The organism is Agrobacterium sp. ST15.13.015, assembly GCF_027871645.1.
Taxonomy (GTDB): domain Bacteria; phylum Pseudomonadota; class Alphaproteobacteria; order Rhizobiales; family Rhizobiaceae; genus Agrobacterium; species Agrobacterium leguminum.
Genome location: NZ_JAQAHF010000001.1, coordinates 642,682 through 657,417, shown reverse-complemented (window position 1 = coordinate 657,417; position 14,736 = coordinate 642,682). Strand labels below are relative to the sequence as shown.

The 14,736-nt window shown below is 60.9% G+C and carries 19 protein-coding genes; 14 read left to right on the top strand and 5 right to left on the bottom strand.

From position 1 onward, the window contains the following. Window positions 1–190: hypothetical protein (locus tag PIB16_RS03185; RefSeq protein WP_271044962.1), on the top strand; the 190-nt coding region annotated here is incomplete at its 5' end. A gap of 11 nt (window positions 191–201) precedes the next feature. Here PIB16_RS03185 and PIB16_RS03180 read toward each other — a convergent pair. After that, entirely contained in the window at window positions 202–462 is a 261-nt protein-coding gene (locus PIB16_RS03180; RefSeq protein ID WP_003521088.1) for a DUF1344 domain-containing protein, read from the bottom strand. A gap of 40 nt (window positions 463–502) precedes the next feature. Here PIB16_RS03180 and PIB16_RS03175 point away from each other — a divergent pair, with 40 nt between their 5' ends. The 3 genes from PIB16_RS03175 (at window position 503) to ribB (ending at window position 3,122) form a co-directional block, all read left to right on the top strand. Next, window positions 503–751, top strand: a complete 249-nt coding sequence (locus PIB16_RS03175; protein WP_162933995.1) for a hypothetical protein — start codon at window positions 503–505, stop codon at window positions 749–751. A gap of 160 nt (window positions 752–911) precedes the next feature. Beyond that, window positions 912–2,009, top strand: coding sequence for a chorismate synthase (gene aroC, locus PIB16_RS03170; RefSeq protein ID WP_080856033.1), 1,098 nt, complete (start codon window positions 912–914; stop codon window positions 2,007–2,009). Window positions 2,010–2,021: 12 nt separating this feature from the next. Beyond that, the gene (gene ribB, locus PIB16_RS03165) at window positions 2,022–3,122 is read left to right on the top strand and encodes a 3,4-dihydroxy-2-butanone-4-phosphate synthase (protein ID WP_003521085.1); all 1,101 of its coding nucleotides are present in this window, start codon (window positions 2,022–2,024) and stop codon (window positions 3,120–3,122) included. 266 nt (window positions 3,123–3,388) lie between these two features. Here ribB and PIB16_RS03160 read toward each other — a convergent pair whose 3' ends face one another. Continuing rightward, on the bottom strand, window positions 3,389–4,585 hold the full coding sequence (locus PIB16_RS03160) for a winged helix-turn-helix domain-containing protein (protein ID WP_271044973.1): 1,197 nt from the start codon (window positions 4,583–4,585) through the stop codon (window positions 3,389–3,391). A gap of 113 nt (window positions 4,586–4,698) precedes the next feature. Between PIB16_RS03160 and PIB16_RS03155 the strand changes: the two genes are divergently transcribed. The 7 genes from PIB16_RS03155 (at window position 4,699) to dxs (ending at window position 11,040) form a co-directional block, all read left to right on the top strand. Continuing rightward, window positions 4,699–5,379, top strand: a complete 681-nt coding sequence (locus PIB16_RS03155) for an energy-coupling factor ABC transporter ATP-binding protein (protein ID WP_174038872.1) — start codon at window positions 4,699–4,701, stop codon at window positions 5,377–5,379. Continuing rightward, window positions 5,376–5,981, top strand: a complete 606-nt coding sequence (locus tag PIB16_RS03150) for an energy-coupling factor transporter transmembrane component T family protein (protein ID WP_271044961.1) — start codon at window positions 5,376–5,378, stop codon at window positions 5,979–5,981. Before PIB16_RS03155 ends, PIB16_RS03150 begins: the two co-directional genes overlap by 4 nt. Window positions 5,982–6,012: 31 nt before the next feature. Next, entirely contained in the window at window positions 6,013–6,576 is a 564-nt protein-coding gene (locus tag PIB16_RS03145; protein ID WP_020010590.1) for a biotin transporter BioY, read from the top strand. Window positions 6,577–6,601: 25 nt separating this feature from the next. Next, entirely contained in the window at window positions 6,602–7,537 is a 936-nt protein-coding gene (locus tag PIB16_RS03140) for a histone deacetylase family protein (RefSeq protein WP_269828044.1), read from the top strand. 2 nt (window positions 7,538–7,539) lie between these two features. Then, on the top strand, window positions 7,540–7,794 hold the full coding sequence (locus tag PIB16_RS03135; protein ID WP_003503059.1) for an exodeoxyribonuclease VII small subunit: 255 nt from the start codon (window positions 7,540–7,542) through the stop codon (window positions 7,792–7,794). 303 nt (window positions 7,795–8,097) lie between these two features. Beyond that, the gene (locus PIB16_RS03130) at window positions 8,098–9,021 is read left to right on the top strand and encodes a pirin family protein (RefSeq protein WP_065654322.1); all 924 of its coding nucleotides are present in this window, start codon (window positions 8,098–8,100) and stop codon (window positions 9,019–9,021) included. 99 nt (window positions 9,022–9,120) lie between these two features. Further along, on the top strand, window positions 9,121–11,040 hold the full coding sequence (dxs, locus tag PIB16_RS03125) for a 1-deoxy-D-xylulose-5-phosphate synthase (RefSeq protein ID WP_271044960.1): 1,920 nt from the start codon (window positions 9,121–9,123) through the stop codon (window positions 11,038–11,040). Window positions 11,041–11,082: 42 nt separating this feature from the next. Here the strand turns inward: dxs and PIB16_RS03120 are convergent, their stop codons facing one another. Further along, the gene (locus PIB16_RS03120) at window positions 11,083–11,445 is read right to left on the bottom strand and encodes a nuclear transport factor 2 family protein (RefSeq protein ID WP_271044959.1); all 363 of its coding nucleotides are present in this window, start codon (window positions 11,443–11,445) and stop codon (window positions 11,083–11,085) included. A 106-nt stretch (window positions 11,446–11,551) separates the two neighbouring features. On the opposite strand from PIB16_RS03120, the gene PIB16_RS03115 reads away from it, so the two are divergent. After that, window positions 11,552–12,346: a helix-turn-helix domain-containing protein gene (locus tag PIB16_RS03115; protein WP_271044958.1), complete on the top strand. Its 795-nt coding sequence runs from the start codon at window positions 11,552–11,554 to the stop codon at window positions 12,344–12,346. Window positions 12,347–12,352: 6 nt separating this feature from the next. Further along, window positions 12,353–12,661 carry a putative quinol monooxygenase gene (locus tag PIB16_RS03110; protein ID WP_271044957.1) on the top strand — a complete coding sequence of 103 codons (309 nt, stop codon included), beginning with the start codon at window positions 12,353–12,355 and terminating at the stop codon, window positions 12,659–12,661. A 47-nt stretch (window positions 12,662–12,708) separates the two neighbouring features. Here the strand turns inward: PIB16_RS03110 and PIB16_RS03105 are convergent, their stop codons facing one another. Both PIB16_RS03105 and PIB16_RS03100 read right to left on the bottom strand, forming a co-directional pair. Next, window positions 12,709–13,080, bottom strand: coding sequence for a nuclear transport factor 2 family protein (locus PIB16_RS03105; protein WP_271044956.1), 372 nt, complete (start codon window positions 13,078–13,080; stop codon window positions 12,709–12,711). Window positions 13,081–13,155: 75 nt separating this feature from the next. Beyond that, on the bottom strand, window positions 13,156–13,608 hold the full coding sequence (locus PIB16_RS03100; protein WP_078051176.1) for an Lrp/AsnC family transcriptional regulator: 453 nt from the start codon (window positions 13,606–13,608) through the stop codon (window positions 13,156–13,158). Window positions 13,609–13,727: 119 nt separating this feature from the next. Here PIB16_RS03100 and PIB16_RS03095 point away from each other — a divergent pair, with 119 nt between their 5' ends. Next, entirely contained in the window at window positions 13,728–14,690 is a 963-nt protein-coding gene (locus tag PIB16_RS03095) for a nucleoside recognition domain-containing protein (RefSeq protein ID WP_271044955.1), read from the top strand. The last annotated feature ends 46 nt before the right edge of the window (window positions 14,691–14,736 follow it).

Genomic DNA, 14,736 nt, shown 5'->3' with positions numbered 1-14,736 from the left:
AAATCCTCGCTACCGTCGCAACCATGCGAAAGCTTCTGACAATGCTCAACGCCATCATCAGAGACAACAAACCATGGCAAAACGCTTGACATCAAAGACAGTCGCTCATCCCGCTGCCGCGGACTTCTCCCCGAAAGGGGAGAAGAAACAAGAGGCATCCGCTCGTTTCACAACGGAGGTTTTGGCGTGAGGGGCTGGTGCTTACTGCACGACCTGAAGATCGTCGACCACGCGTTTCCCATCCACTTCCGTGTAGAAAACCACGACCTTCACGCCCGCTTTCAGACCTTCGAAATTAAACTCTTCCGGCACGCGATAGGTCTTGCCGTCGTTGAGCGTAATGCTCAGCCCATTTGCATCGATCTTGCTGATCGTGCCTTCCACGTCGACGCTCTGGGCGTAGCCGTTGATCGGCATCAGGAGGTTGGCGGTGGCCAGAAGGGCGGCAATCATCATACGCATCGATCTAGCTTTCGTGGATTTGCGTGAAAACCTTACATGCATGAAGAATTGCCTTTCGAATGTGGCGGAAATTGCCCGCAACCATGACATTTTCGGCCCAATTGATGAACGGATTTGGGATCGTGTTCAAGCCGTTAGTGATTTTTACACCGCATTTCCCGGCAATATTGGAAAACTCCGGATTAACGTGGAAAACGACGGCGCTTTTACATTTTCGTCATTTCGAAAAACGTCTCCGGCCGGCGCGAATCGCCCCGTTGCCCTCTTCCCCGTGCCACGCCAGAAATGAGGGCGCGGACATGCGGGTCTCCAGTCAGGGCGCCGTGCCCCGCACTTATCCCGCCGCAGCGAAAGAAAGGCTTTTGCCTTGCCCGGATTTTCCACTAAGACAAATCCGCTTGTCTTAAACGGCGCTCCCCGCAGGCGCCCTGTTTTCCGGTTTTGAAAATATGTCGCATAACAGTTTCGGTCATCTTTTCCGCGTTACCACCTGGGGAGAAAGCCACGGGCCTGCACTTGGCTGCGTGGTGGATGGCTGCCCGCCCGGCATTCGCTTCACCCTTGCCGAGGTGCAGCACTGGATGGACAAACGCAAACCGGGCCAAAGCCGTTTCGTGACGCAGCGCCGCGAGGATGACATCGTCAAGGTTCTCTCCGGCGTGATGCTGGATGAGGACGGCGAGACGATGATAACCACCGGCACGCCGATTTCCATGCTGATCGAAAATACCGACCAGCGCTCCAAGGATTACGGCGAGATCGCCAAGCGCTTCCGCCCCGGCCATGCGGATTTCACCTATGACCTGAAATACGGCATTCGCGACTATCGCGGCGGCGGACGTTCTTCCGCGCGCGAGACGGCGGCGCGTGTCGCGGCCGGTGCGATTGCCCGCAAGGTGGTGCCGAGCCTCAATGTGCGCGGCGCGCTGGTGCAGATCGGCAAGCACAAAATCAACCGCGACAACTGGGATTGGGCTCAGGTCGACCAGAACCCGTTCTTCTGCCCGGATGCCGCCATGGTGCCAGTGTGGGAAGAGTATCTCGACGGCATCCGCAAGGCCGGCTCCTCCATCGGGGCCGTCGTCGAAGTGGTGGCGGAAGGGGTTCCGGCCGGCATCGGCGCGCCGATCTATGCCAAGCTCGATCAGGATATCGCCTCCAGCCTGATGTCGATCAACGCCGTCAAGGGCGTGGAGATCGGCGAAGGTTTCGCATCGGCCGAGCTTTCCGGCGAGGAAAATGCCGATGAGATGCGCATGGGCAATGACGGCAAGCCGATCTTCCTCTCCAACCATGCCGGCGGCATTCTGGGCGGCATTGCGACCGGCGAGCCTGTCATCGCCCGCTTCGCCATCAAGCCCACCTCCTCCATTCTGACGGAGCGTCTTTCCATCGATACCGACGGCAACAATGTGGATGTGCGCACCAAGGGCCGCCACGACCCCTGCGTCGGCATCCGCGCCGTGCCTATCGGCGAAGCGATGATCGCCTGCACCGTTGCCGACCATTATCTGAGGGATCGCGGCCAGACCGGCCGTTTGAAGTGAGGGGATATCGCCATGGCCTATGACCAGAAACGCGTCGTGGACGCCATCCGCGCTTTCGAAGCCGGTGAAATCGTTGTCGTGACCGATGATGACGACCGTGAGAACGAAGGCGATCTGATCATTTCGGCGGTTCACTGCACGCCGGAGAAGATGGCGCTGATCGTGCGCCACACCTCCGGTATCGTCTGTGCGCCCATGCCGCGCGAGGAAGCCAAGCGGCTGAACCTCAACGCCATGGTGGCGGAAAATGACAGCGCCCATACCACGGCCTTCACGGTCAGCGTCGATTTCAAGCACGGCACCACGACAGGCATTTCCGCCGATGACCGCACGCTCACGGTGCGCAACCTTGCCAATCCCAATGTCGGCGCTTCCGATTTCACCCGGCCGGGCCACATCTTCCCGCTGATTTCCCGCGAGGGCGGCGTCTTGATGCGCTCCGGCCATACCGAAGCGGCGGTCGATCTCTGCCGGCTCGCCGGCCTGCCGCCCATCGGCGTCATCAGCGAGCTGGTGAATGACGACGGCACGGTGATGCGCGGCCCGCAGGTGCTGGATTTCGCCGAAAAACACGGCATGAAGCACGTTTCGGTCGCCGATCTCATCGCCTATCGCCAGCGCAAGGAAACGCTGGTGGAGATGGAGTCCTCCTTCACCATCGAGACGCCCTTCGGACCCGCCAAGGCGCAGACCTATTCCCTGCCCTGGGACCCGATGCAGCATATGGCGGTGATTTTCGGCGATATCCGTGACGGCATCGACATTCCCGTGCGCCTGCACCCGGAAAATGTCGCCGACGACGTGTTCGGCGACCGTCAGCCGGTGCGGCATTACATGCAGAAGATCGCCGAAGAAGGCCGCGGCGTCATCGTCTATCTGCGTGAAGGCTCGGTCGGCGTCGGCCAGGTGGCCGGACGTCGCAAGGCGCGCGATCCGGATGAGGCGCATGCGCAGGCCCGTTCGCGCGAAAACGAATGGCTGGAAATCGGCCTCGGCGCGCAAATCCTGAAAGACCTCGGCATCAGTTCCATCAAGCTGATGACCACGCGGGAGCGGCATTATGTCGGCCTTGAAGGCTTCGGCATCAAGATTTCGGCGACGGATATCGGGTGATGTTTTGGGGTTTGCCTTGGTTTTCCAGGCAATTGTGAAGCGAGTGGATGCATCCTCGCCTTCTCCCCGCCGGGGAGAAGGTCGCGGCAGCGGGTTGAGGGGGGCCACGTTGCCGATATACGGAGAGCTTGCCCCCTCATCCGACCCTTCGGGCCACCTTCTCCCCGACGGGGAGAAGAAACAAGCGGCGACGCCGTGCTACCTCAGAGGCGAAGACGGCATCGCGCGGTGGGATGTCACTCTCACAGTGTCCCGAGCGAAAGACCTCAGTTTTCCTCCCGCCAGCCCTTCAGATAGTTCACACTCTCCACCCCGGTAAACTTCGCCAGCCTCACCAGTTCCGCGTCGAGCTTCTCCAGCCGACCGGCCGAAGCACGCACACCGGGCTCCAGCCACAGGCGGCGCACATCCAGCGTGCCGCGCTTGCGATCCGCCTTCATGTCGATGCGGCCGATCAGCCTGTCACCCTCCAGAAGGGGGAAGACGTAATAGCCATATTGCCGTTTCGGCTCCGGCACGAAGACCTCGATGCGGTAATAGAAGCCGAACAGCCGCTCCGTGCGGTTTCGGTCGCGCAGCAGCGGGTCGAAGGGGCTGAGGACGCGGACGCGGGCGGAAGGTTCCGGCACGTCTGTCAGGTCAGCGGTGAAATCGGCAAAGACAAAAGACGCGCGGGCATTGTCCCCGTCGCTGGAGAGAAGCGAAACCTCGCAGAGTTCATCGCGATGGCTTTTGACCCAGTCCCTCGCCTCCTGCGGCGTGACGAGATCGAAAAACGCGGCGATTTCGCCATGGGTGGCGAAACCCAGCCGCTTCAGCGCCTCACGGCAGGCCCAGTCGACAAATTCCGTGTGTTCTACCTCGGTTTCGTGATGCTCGCCGGGAATGACCCGTTCGGCGAGATCATAGACCTTCTGGAAATTGACGCGGCCGGCAATCGCGAGCTTGCCGGTGTGCCAGAGATATTCGAGTGCGGTTTTGGAGGGATGCCAGTTCCACCAGCCGCCGGACTGATGCCCCTCCTCCTTCAGTTCACGCGCCAGAACCGGACCGGTGGCGGCGATGCGCTCCAGCGTTTCCCCGAAAGCCGCATCGAAGCCCTCGCCGTGCCATTTGCGCCAGCGCTCCTGAATGATCGGCTCGCGGCGGCGGAAACGATGTTTCCAATAGGGATAAAATTCCGTCGGCAGGATGGAGGCGTCATGCGTCCAGTGCTCGAAAAGCGCCCGGTCCTTTTCCAAAAGCGTGGTCAGATGGCCGCGCCTGTAGGTCTGGTTGCGGGAGAAAATAATCTGGTGGTGGGCGCGCTCCACCGTGCCGATGCTGTCCACCTGCACAAAACCGATATCGGTGATGAGCTGCAACAGGCCATCCTTGGAAAGCGCCTTGCCGGGCGGAGAGGAAAGCCCCTGCCGCGCCAGAAAAATCCGCCTTGCCGCTTCGTTCGAAACCTTGATCGCCATGGCGCAGAAGGTAGAACGGCTTTTTCGCGATTGCAATGTTCTTTTTTTGTTCCTTGTTTCACTTCTGTTGATGACGGGGTATAGAACCGGAAAAAGAGCGTGAGGATGTAAGCTTGGAAATCCGTTTTACCGCCGCCGGCGTCGCTTTCGAGGGCCGCCAGGCCCTGCAGCCGCTGTCTGTGACATTGACGGAACGGCGCATCGGCGTGATCGGCCTCAATGGTTCCGGCAAGACCACCTTTGCGCGGCTGATCAACGGGCTGAACAAACCGAGCGAGGGCAAGGTTTCGGTGAACGGCCTCGACACCGTGAGCGACGCCAAGGCGGTCTTGCAGGCGGTCGGCTTCATCTTCCAGAATCCGCAGAACCAGATCATCCTGCCAATCGTGCGTGACGATGTCGCCTTCGGGCTGAAGCGGCTCGGCCTCGGCAAGGCCGAAACCGAAGCCCGGGTGAAAGCCGTTCTCGCCCGGCTCGACATACCTCACCTCGAAGAACGGCGCGCGCATGAGCTTTCCGGCGGCGAATTGCAGCTTGCAGCGCTGGCGGCGCTTCTGGTCACCGAACCGCAAATCCTCATTCTCGATGAGCCGACCAACCAGCTCGATCTCAAAAACCGAGCCACCGTGGAAAAGACCATGGCGGCGCTGTCGCAGGCGCTGATCGTCATCACCCACGATCTGCCGCTGGTTGCGGGTTTCGACCGGGTGCTGGTGTTCCATGAAGGCGCACTGGTTGCCGACGCCGCACCCGAAGAAGCGGTGGCGCACTATCTGGAGGTGGCATCGCGATGAAATCGCTGCATGTGGAAGGCACCGGCTGGCTCTACCGCGTCTCGCCGCGCCTCAAACTCCTGACGCTCATGGGTTTCAGCATCGCATTGTTCCTCACCCGCGATCTGCTGGTTCTCGCATGCGCGACGGTTCTGGCCGCACTTATTCTGGGCGCCACACGGCTGCCCTTCAAGGATATCGGCCTGCGGCTGCGGCCGGTGATGCTGACCATCTTCCTCGTCGCCGCCTTCAGCTACCTGCTGCTTCCGGCCCATGATGCCAGTGTCAATCTTTTGCGGCTGACGGCGCTGGCGCTGCTTGCCACCGCTGTCACCATCACCGTCAGCATCTCGCAATTCATGGACGAAATTGCGCTTGCCGCCGCCCCTCTCGAGAAGTTGGGGCTGGTGAAGGCCGCCGATATCGGGCTCTCTGTCGGGCTCGTCGTGCGCTTCGTGCCTGAAATCGTCAACCGTTACCATGCGGTGCGCGATGCGCATCGGGCGCGCGGCCTGCCTGTGCGGATGGCCACCATCATCGTGCCGCTGGTGATTATGACGTTGAAGGATGCCGATGCCATTGCCGACGCCATTGACGCGCGCGGTTTCAGAGGCCAAAGCTGACGGCCAGATAACCATCCGGAGTTTCCGAGCCATGACGACCCGCGACCTTGTGCTGATTTCGCTGTTTTCCGCCATCATCATCGCACTCGGGCTTCTGCCGCCGATCACGCTCGGTTTCATTCCCGTGCCGATCACCGCGCAGTCGCTCGGCGTCATGCTGGCCGGTGTCGTGCTGGGCGCGAAGCGCGGTACGCTGGCGGTTCTCCTGACGATCCTGATTGCCGCCATCGGCCTGCCGGTGCTTTCGGGCGGACGCGGCGGCCTTTCGATCTTCACGACGCCGACCACGGGCTTCCTGATCGGCTGGATCGCGGCGGTTTTCGTCACCGGCACGCTCTCGGAAAAACTCGTCAATCGCGGCCAGTCCGCTCTCACACAGGGCATCGGCTTTTTCGTCGCCAGCCTGATTGGCGGCGTGGTCGTGCTTTATGCTTTCGGCATCACCTATCTGGCGCTGGTCGTCGGCCTTGGTTTCGAAAAGGCCTTCATGGGTTCGCTCGCCTTCATTCCGGGCGATGCGCTGAAGGCCGTGCTTGCCGCACTTGCCGGCCGCGCCGTGATGGCCGGTTATCCGCTTCTGCCGCAGCGCGCCTGAACGGACTTTCTTCGGGAGGAAAAGAATGGCGACGCGTTTATACGAACATCCGATCTTCCTGGAGCATATCACGCCATCCGGCCACCCCGAGCGGCCGGACCGCCTGCGGTCGCTGAACATCGCGCTCGAACACCCGAATTTCGAGCGGCTGGAACGCAAAGAAGCGCCGCAGGCGAATGAGGATGCGGTGCTGCTGGCGCATCCGGAGGAGCATCTGCTTGCCATCATGCGGCAGATCCCCGAAGAGGATGGCGAGATCAACCGCGTCGAGGCCGACACCTACGTCTCGCAAAAAAGCCTGCAGGCGGCACTGACCGGCATCGGTGCCGCCATGGCGGCGGTGGATGACGTGTTTACCGGCGCTGCCGATAATGTCTTCGTCGCCGCCCGCCCCCCCGGCCACCATGCCGAAACCGCAAAGGCCATGGGCTTCTGTCTTTTCAACAATGTGGCGATTGCCGCCCGCCATGCGCAGAAGGCGCACGGCGCGGAGCGCGTCGCCATCATCGACTGGGACGTGCATCACGGCAACGGCACGCAGGATATCTTCTGGAACGACACCTCCGTGCTGTTCTGTTCCACCCACCAGATGCCGCTTTACCCGTGGAGCGGCGACAAAAACGAAACCGGCGTGAAGAACAACATCGTCAACGCGCCGCTTTCGCCCAACACCGGCAGCGAATATTTCCGCGAGGCCTTCAAATCCCGCGTATTGCCGGCGATTGCCGATTTTTCGCCCGATCTCATCCTCATCTCCGCCGGCTTCGACGCGCATCACCGCGATCCCTTGGCGCAGATCAATCTGGTGGGCGAGGATTTCGACTGGGCAACGGGCCGGCTTCTGGAAATGGCCGATAAATACACGTCGAACCGGGTCGTCAGCCTGCTGGAAGGCGGTTATGATCTGGAAGGGCTGGCGGAATCGGCAGCCATGCATATTTTGAGAATGATGAAGGGTTGAACATGACGGAAAATGCCAACACAGCCGATGTCAGCGGTTATTCCTTTGAAAAAGCCGTCGCCGAGCTGGAAAGCATTGTCGCACGCCTGGAACGCGGAGACGTGGCCTTGGACGAATCCATCGCCATCTATGAGCGCGGCGAAGCCCTGAAGAAGCATTGCGAAACACTGTTGAACGCTGCCGAAAAGCGAATCGAGAAGATTCGCCTCGATCGTGCGGGCAAGCCGCAGGGCGTGGAGCCGCTGGACGGGGAGTGATTGTCCGGCAGGCGGAACGTTTCGTTGCTTCGACAAACGACCCCACCCTCCCTCATTCCTGTGCTTGTCACAGGAATCCAGTCGACGCGCGTCTGCGCGGCGGGAAAAGTCTTTTCAGCCCAAGGACTTGGGCTGGCTGGATTCCTGTGACAAGCACAGGAATGAGGGAGTTTGTAGGTTAAGCAGAGTTAAATTCGCTCCCCCCATCTGCTAACGACGCACAAACACAGCGTTCGATATCCCGATGCTCCCCCGCACCATCAGTTGTGATAAACTCCCGTTCGAAGATACGAGGAGCAAAATATGTCCTTCTTTCCCGGCAACGATCCCGTCGCGGGTGACGCCTTTGCCTGCGACGCCATCGAAAACCTCATCATTCCGCGCACCAGCGACATTGGGGGCTTTGCCGTGCGTCGTGCGCTGCCGACCCGGCAGCGGCGTCTCGTCGGCCCCTTCATCTTTTTCGACCGCATGGGACCGGCGATCCTGAAAGCGGGCGAGGCGCTCGACGTCAAACCGCATCCACATATCGGGCTTTCCACCGTCACCTATCTGTTCGACGGCGAAATCAAGCATCGCGACAGTCTCGGCACCGAACTCGTCATCCGCCCCGGCGACATCAACCTGATGACGGCCGGGCGCGGCATCGTGCATTCGGAACGCACGCCGGAAAACCTGCGCGGCCATCCGCTTTCCATGTCCGGCCTGCAGACATGGCTTGCCCTGCCGGACCATATGGAAGAAATCGACCCGGCCTTTGCCCATACGGCCAGGGAAGACATGCCGCTGATCGATATCAAGGGCGCTACCGGCCGGGTGGTGATCGGCGAATTCGAAGGCCTCACCTCCCCGGTTTCAGCCTTTACCGATACGCTTTATGTCGACCTGACGCTGGAACCGGGCGTAAAGTTTCCCTTCTCCGCCGATCATGAGGAACGGGCGATCTATATTCTGTCCGGTTCGCTCGATGTAGCGGGCGATATCTTCGCCGCCGATCAGTTGCTCGTCTTCCGGCCGGGTGACGACATCACGCTTCAGGCCGGCAGCAATGGCTGTCACATCATGATCTTTGGCGGGGCGGCGCTCAATCAGCGTCGCTACATCTGGTGGAACTTCGTTTCGTCATCAAAAGAACGCATAGAGCAGGCCAAACAGGAGTGGAGAACCGGACGCTTCGATATCGTTCCCGGCGACGAAGAAGAGTTTGTCCCTTTGCCGGAAGGTTGAAATTCTATAGAAGTGTACGACATGCAGGAATGGACCGTCGGCTTTCACCATGAAAGACGCTCCGGTGCCCCCTGCTGACCACGAGAAAAGGCCGAACGATTGACCGGAATGCCCCAGACCCCACTGCTCGACCGGGTGAATTTCCCCTCCGATCTCAAGGAGATCGACGATCGCGACCTGCCGGAACTGGCACGGGAACTGCGCGACGAGATGATCGACGCGGTGTCGAAGACTGGTGGCCATCTGGGTGCGGGCCTCGGCGTGGTGGAATTGACGATTGCCATCCACAAGGTCTTCAACACGCCCGAAGACCGGCTGATCTTCGATGTCGGCCACCAATGTTATCCGCATAAAATCCTGACCGGTCGTCGCGACCGCATTCGCACCCTGCGTCAGGAAGGCGGGCTTTCCGGCTTCACCCGGCGGGCCGAAAGCGACTATGACGATTTCGGCGCCGGCCATTCCTCCACCTCCATTTCCGCCGGTCTCGGCATGGCGGTAGCGGCGGGTCTGGATCAGAGCGACCGCAAGGTTATCGCCGTCATCGGTGACGGCTCGATGTCGGCGGGCATGGCGTTCGAAGCGTTGAACAATGCCGGCGCGCTCGATGCGCGGCTGATCGTCATCCTCAATGATAACGACATGTCGATTGCGCCGCCGACGGGCGCGATGAGCGCCTATCTGGCGCGCCTCGCCTCCGGCCGCACCTATATGGGCTTCCGCGATTTCGGCAAGAAACTCACCGCCTATCTCGGCAAGACCATCGACCGCGCCATTACCCGCGCCGTGACCCATGCGCGCGGTTACGTGACCGGCGGCACGCTGTTCGAGGAGCTTGGCTTCTATCACATCGGCCCGATCGACGGTCACTCCTTCGATCACCTGCTGCCGGTGCTGCGCAATGTGCGCGACAACCAGAAAGGCCCTGTTCTCATCCATGTGGTGACGCAGAAGGGCAAGGGTTATGCGCCGGCGGAAGCGGCGGCCGACAAATATCACGGCGTCAACAAGTTCGATGTCATCACCGGCGCGCAGGCGAAAGCCAAGCCGAATGCGCCGAGCTATACCAGCGTCTTCGCCGAAGCGCTGATTCAGGAAGCCACCCTCGACGACAAGATCATCGGCGTCACCGCCGCCATGCCGAACGGCACCGGCCTCGACAAGATGGCCGAGCTTTTCCCGGCCCGCACGTTCGATGTCGGCATTGCCGAGCAGCACGCCGTCACCTTTGCGGCCGGACTTGCGGCGGACGGTTACAAGCCGTTCTGCGCGCTTTATTCCACCTTCCTGCAACGCGGTTACGACCAGCTGGTGCATGATGTGGCGATCCAGAGCCTGCCGGTGCGTTTCCCCATCGACCGCGCCGGTTTTGTCGGTGCGGATGGACCGACCCATGCCGGTTCCTTCGACACGACGTTCCTCGCCACCCTGCCCGGCATGGTGGTGATGGCGGCGTCCGACGAGGCGGAGCTGAAACATATGGTGCGCACGGCGGCGGCCTATGACGAAGGCCCGATTTCCTTCCGTTACCCGCGCGGCGAAGGTGTGGGCGTCGAGATGCCCGCGCGCGGTGAGATTCTTGAGATCGGCAAGGGCCGCATCATCAAGGAAGGCACCAAGGTCGCGCTGCTCTCCTTCGGCACGCGCCTGGCGGAATGCCTGGCGGCGGCCGAAGACCTTGAAGCAGCTGGCCTTTCCACGACGGTCGCCGATGCGCGCTTCGCCAAGCCGCTCGATCTCGATCTTATCCGCCAGCTGGCCAGCCACCACGAGGTGCTGGTGACCATCGAAGAAGGCTCCGTTGGCGGTTTCGGCGCGCATGTGCTGCATTTCATGGCGAGCGCCGGCCTGCTCGACCACGGCCCCAAGGTCCGGACGCTGACCCTGCCCGACCAGTGGGTGGAGCAGGCCAAGCCCGAGACCATGTATGCTAATGCCGGCCTCGACCGGGCCGGCATCGTTTCCACCGTGTTCAATGCGCTCGGCCAGCGTCAGGCCGGCGTCGGTTTCGCCGGCTGACACGATTGCCGGGACAGGAGGCGGGACGATCCCGCCTCTGCCTCAGGATGCAGCGCCGTCGAGAAAACCGACGACATTTTCGATCCGCCCCTCGGCATTCAGGCTGACGACATCGGTTCCGCCAGCGACATCGTCTCCGTCAGGCGAAATCAGACGCCATGAGAAACGGGTGAAATTGCCGTGGCCGTCCGGGGTGCCTGTGAGCACGAAACGATATCCCGGAAATTTCTGCCGCGCCGCCTCGATCATCGCGGCAATCCCCTGCTGCCCCTCGCCCTGCATCAGCGGATCGACGTAGCGCGTATTTTCTGCCCATGCCTGACCGACGAGATGCCTGCGGCGTTCACTGTCCTCTTCGTTCCAGGCTGCGAGATAGGTTTGGGCGATTGCGAGATGCTGCGTCATGATTGCGCTCCTTCTGGTTGACGGCCCAAACATGCCGGGGGTCGGGAAGCGGAACAATTACCTCAGAGGTAATCGCATTGGCGCTCTCTTCTGCTAGGCTGCGGGCATGACACATCATCGAGAACATGTCGGCCAGGTGCTGAAGGAATGGCGTGCGCGCCGTAGGTTAAGCCAGCTCGATCTGGCGATGGAGGCGGACATATCCGCGCGCCATCTGAGTTTCGTGGAAAGCGGGCGATCATCCCCCAGCCGCGAGATGCTCGCGAAACTGGCAGAGCAGCTTTCCATGCCCGCCCGCGCCGCCAACCGGCTGATGCTGGCGGCTGGTTATGCGCCTGTTCATTCCGAACGGCCGATGGATGCGCCTGATATGGCGGCGGCCCGGCAGGCGGTTGAAACCGTGGTGCACGGACATATGCCCTTCCCCGCCCTTGCCGTCGACCGGCACTGGAACATCGTTCTCGCCAATGGGGCGATCACGTCGCTTCTGGCGGGCGTTTCCGAGGAGCTGCGTCGCCCGCCGCTCAATGCCTTGAGGCTGAGCCTGCATCCGCAGGGCCTGAGTTCGCGCATCGTCAATCTTGCCGAATGGCGTCATCACCTGCTGGAACGCCTGCGCCGTCAGGTCGAAGAGACGGGAGACGAGGTGCTTTCCCGGCTGCATGCGGAGCTTGCGGCCTATCCCGCGCCAAAGGCCTCGCCCCATGCCCCCGGGGCCGACCCTCTGGCCATACCGCTCCAGCTTCGCGATCCATCTTCGGGCGGCATATTGAGCTTCATTTCCACCACCACGGTTTTCGGAACGGCCACAGACGTCACGCTGTCCGAACTGGTGCTGGAGTGTTTTTATCCCGCCGACCCGGCAACCCGCGAAGCACTGATGCAAGGCACCAAGGAGTAAGACCCCGTGCACACCACCTATCTCATCGGTTTCCAGGTCCGTCCCGGCCAGCGCGACCGCTTTCTCGAATTGCTGAATGCGCTGCTCGACGCCATGCGGCATGAAAAGACCTTCGTGAACGCAACCCTGCACCGGGATGGCGAAAACGAGAACCGCTTCCTGCTGCACGAGACCTGGAGCGACCATCAGGACGTCATCGACGTTCAGATCCACCGCCCCTATCGGCAGGCATGGCACGATGCCCTGCCCGAGCTTCTCGACGCCCCGCGCGATATTTCCGTCTGGCACCCCATGCGTGCGAATCACGCCGCATAGCGACACGGACGATGGGAAAGCCGCGCGCGCCTATCCTTTGCGCGGCGCTAGGATTTTCGCGACAATATCAGCGGTTCGCCGATCTTGAACCAGGCCTTGGCGATCCTGCCGTTCTCAACTTCATAGATACAGGCAACGTCGACCTCTCCCTTTCCTTCCGGAAAGTTCCGGGTGACCGTTTCATGGTCGATGACGACATTGCCAACGACAATGCGCGTCAGCAGTTTCCCATGTAAATCCGGTTCCTTGAAGCGCTCGATGTGACGCTCCCGAATCTCTGCCGCGCTTCCTGCCAGAAGCGTCGCCGGGAAAGCGTAATACTGACAATCATCCGCCCACCAGAGCATGAAGGCATCGATGTCACGGGCATTGTACGCCTCAAGCTGCTTTTGTACCGGCAGTTCGATTTCACTATTCAAAACACACCTCTCCAAAAAACGTCGTGGCGAAACGGGTTCCTAGACGAGGGAATGTCCCGCGTTGAAGGGCTCCGGTTAAAGCCTTATGGCCGTTTCCTCTTTCGCCGTCTTGATGACGACCATGGTGACAAAGCGCGCAACATTGTGCTGGTCGCGGAAGAGCCTGTCGCACAGGGCGTCGAATTCTTCCATATCCCGCAGGCGCAGCATCAGCACGACATCGGTTGCGCCGGTGACGGCATAGGCCTGCGACACGGCCTCTTCGGCGCTCACAATATCCAGAAAGCGGCGCATATGCTGCTCGCCGTGCAATTTCAGCTCCACCGTCACCAGAGCCTTGATCACCCGTCCCGCCTTTGCGGGGTTGAGGATCGCCACGATGCGGTCGATCACGCCAGACTTGCGCAGCCGCTGCAGGCGGCGCAGGCAACTGGATGGAGACAGCCCGACTTCATCGGCCATATCCACATTGGTGCGCGACGCATCGTTCTGCAAAAGGTTCAGAAGTTTCCGGTCGATCCGATCCATGCCGGCAGCATATCGCTCGCCACTAGATTTGCAATAAAATTGCATGAAACTGCAATCTTTGACCGCAAATGCGAACGCGCCGGGATTAGTGAATGGGAACAACCTTCAGGGAGCCTCACATGTCACTTTTCCTGCCCGTCTGGCAAAAAACGCGGGAAACGCTTGCAATCTACTGGGTGCTTGTGCGGATCACGGTTCCGATTGCCATTCTGACCGAGCTCTTGTCGAGGATGGGCGCAATCGAGGCGGTGGCGCCTGCCTTTGCGCCGGTCATGAACCTCATCGGGCTGCCGCCGGAGCTTGGTCTTGCCTGGCTGACAGCAATGCTGGTCGGCATATGGGGTGCGGTGCCGCTCATCTTCACGCTTGTGCCCGCATCGTCACTCACCGTTGCGGATATCACCGTTTTTTCGGCACTCATCCTGTTCGCCCATGGCCTGCCCATCGAACAGAAGATCATTGAAAAGGCGGGACCGGGCATGATCGTCACCACGGCGCTGCGCGTCGGCGGCGGATTGCTCTATGCCTTCATGCTGCATCACGTTCTGGAGGCGATGGGATGGCTATCGGGCCCGGTAAACCCCGCCTGGATTGCGATGAGCGCCACACCTGAATGGACCGCCTATTTCCTCGGCCTCGGGGAAACCATGGTCTGGATGCTCGTCATCCTGCTTGCACTTTCCCTTTGCCTTGAAATCCTCAGGCTGACCGGCCTTCTGGCGCTAATGATGAAAGCGCTCTCGCCCCTGCTGCGTCTTGCGGGCATTCGCGGCGAGGCTGAACATCTTACCGCGATCGGCTTGTTTCTCGGCATTTCCTACGGCGCCGGCTTCCTGATCCGCGAGGCGCAATCGGGGACGATCTCGCCGCGGCAGGTGTTTCTGTCCTGCGTGTTCATGGGTTTTGCCCATAGCGTGATCGAGGACACGCTCGTGGTGATGTCGCTTGGCGCGGATGTCTATGGCGTCCTGGCCGGGCGGCTTGTTTTCGCCATTGCCGCGACCGCCGGTATTGCCGCCCTGCTTCACCGCCTGTCGGACGAGCTGTTCTTTGCGCGGATGTTCCGGCTACAGGGCACATAGAACATTTCCAGAAAAAGTGGACCCCGGTCTTCCGTCCGGAAATGCG

Coding starts and splice junctions, on each gene's coding strand:
- PIB16_RS03100 (WP_078051176.1), bottom strand. CDS start 13,608: ATGGATCGGATCGACCGGAAACTTCTGAACCTTTTGCAGAACGATGCG.
- PIB16_RS03095 (WP_271044955.1), top strand. CDS start 13,728: ATGTCACTTTTCCTGCCCGTCTGGCAAAAAACGCGGGAAACGCTTGCA.
- PIB16_RS03120 (WP_271044959.1), bottom strand. CDS start 11,445: ATGACGCAGCATCTCGCAATCGCCCAAACCTATCTCGCAGCCTGGAAC.
- PIB16_RS03180 (WP_003521088.1), bottom strand. CDS start 462: ATGCGTATGATGATTGCCGCCCTTCTGGCCACCGCCAACCTCCTGATG.
- PIB16_RS03150 (WP_271044961.1), top strand. CDS start 5,376: ATGAAATCGCTGCATGTGGAAGGCACCGGCTGGCTCTACCGCGTCTCG.
- PIB16_RS03130 (WP_065654322.1), top strand. CDS start 8,098: ATGTCCTTCTTTCCCGGCAACGATCCCGTCGCGGGTGACGCCTTTGCC.
- PIB16_RS03140 (WP_269828044.1), top strand. CDS start 6,602: ATGGCGACGCGTTTATACGAACATCCGATCTTCCTGGAGCATATCACG.
- PIB16_RS03145 (WP_020010590.1), top strand. CDS start 6,013: ATGACGACCCGCGACCTTGTGCTGATTTCGCTGTTTTCCGCCATCATC.
- PIB16_RS03160 (WP_271044973.1), bottom strand. CDS start 4,585: ATGGCGATCAAGGTTTCGAACGAAGCGGCAAGGCGGATTTTTCTGGCG.
- PIB16_RS03175 (WP_162933995.1), top strand. CDS start 503: ATGAAGAATTGCCTTTCGAATGTGGCGGAAATTGCCCGCAACCATGAC.
- ribB (WP_003521085.1), top strand. CDS start 2,022: ATGGCCTATGACCAGAAACGCGTCGTGGACGCCATCCGCGCTTTCGAA.
- aroC (WP_080856033.1), top strand. CDS start 912: ATGTCGCATAACAGTTTCGGTCATCTTTTCCGCGTTACCACCTGGGGA.
- PIB16_RS03135 (WP_003503059.1), top strand. CDS start 7,540: ATGACGGAAAATGCCAACACAGCCGATGTCAGCGGTTATTCCTTTGAA.
- PIB16_RS03115 (WP_271044958.1), top strand. CDS start 11,552: ATGACACATCATCGAGAACATGTCGGCCAGGTGCTGAAGGAATGGCGT.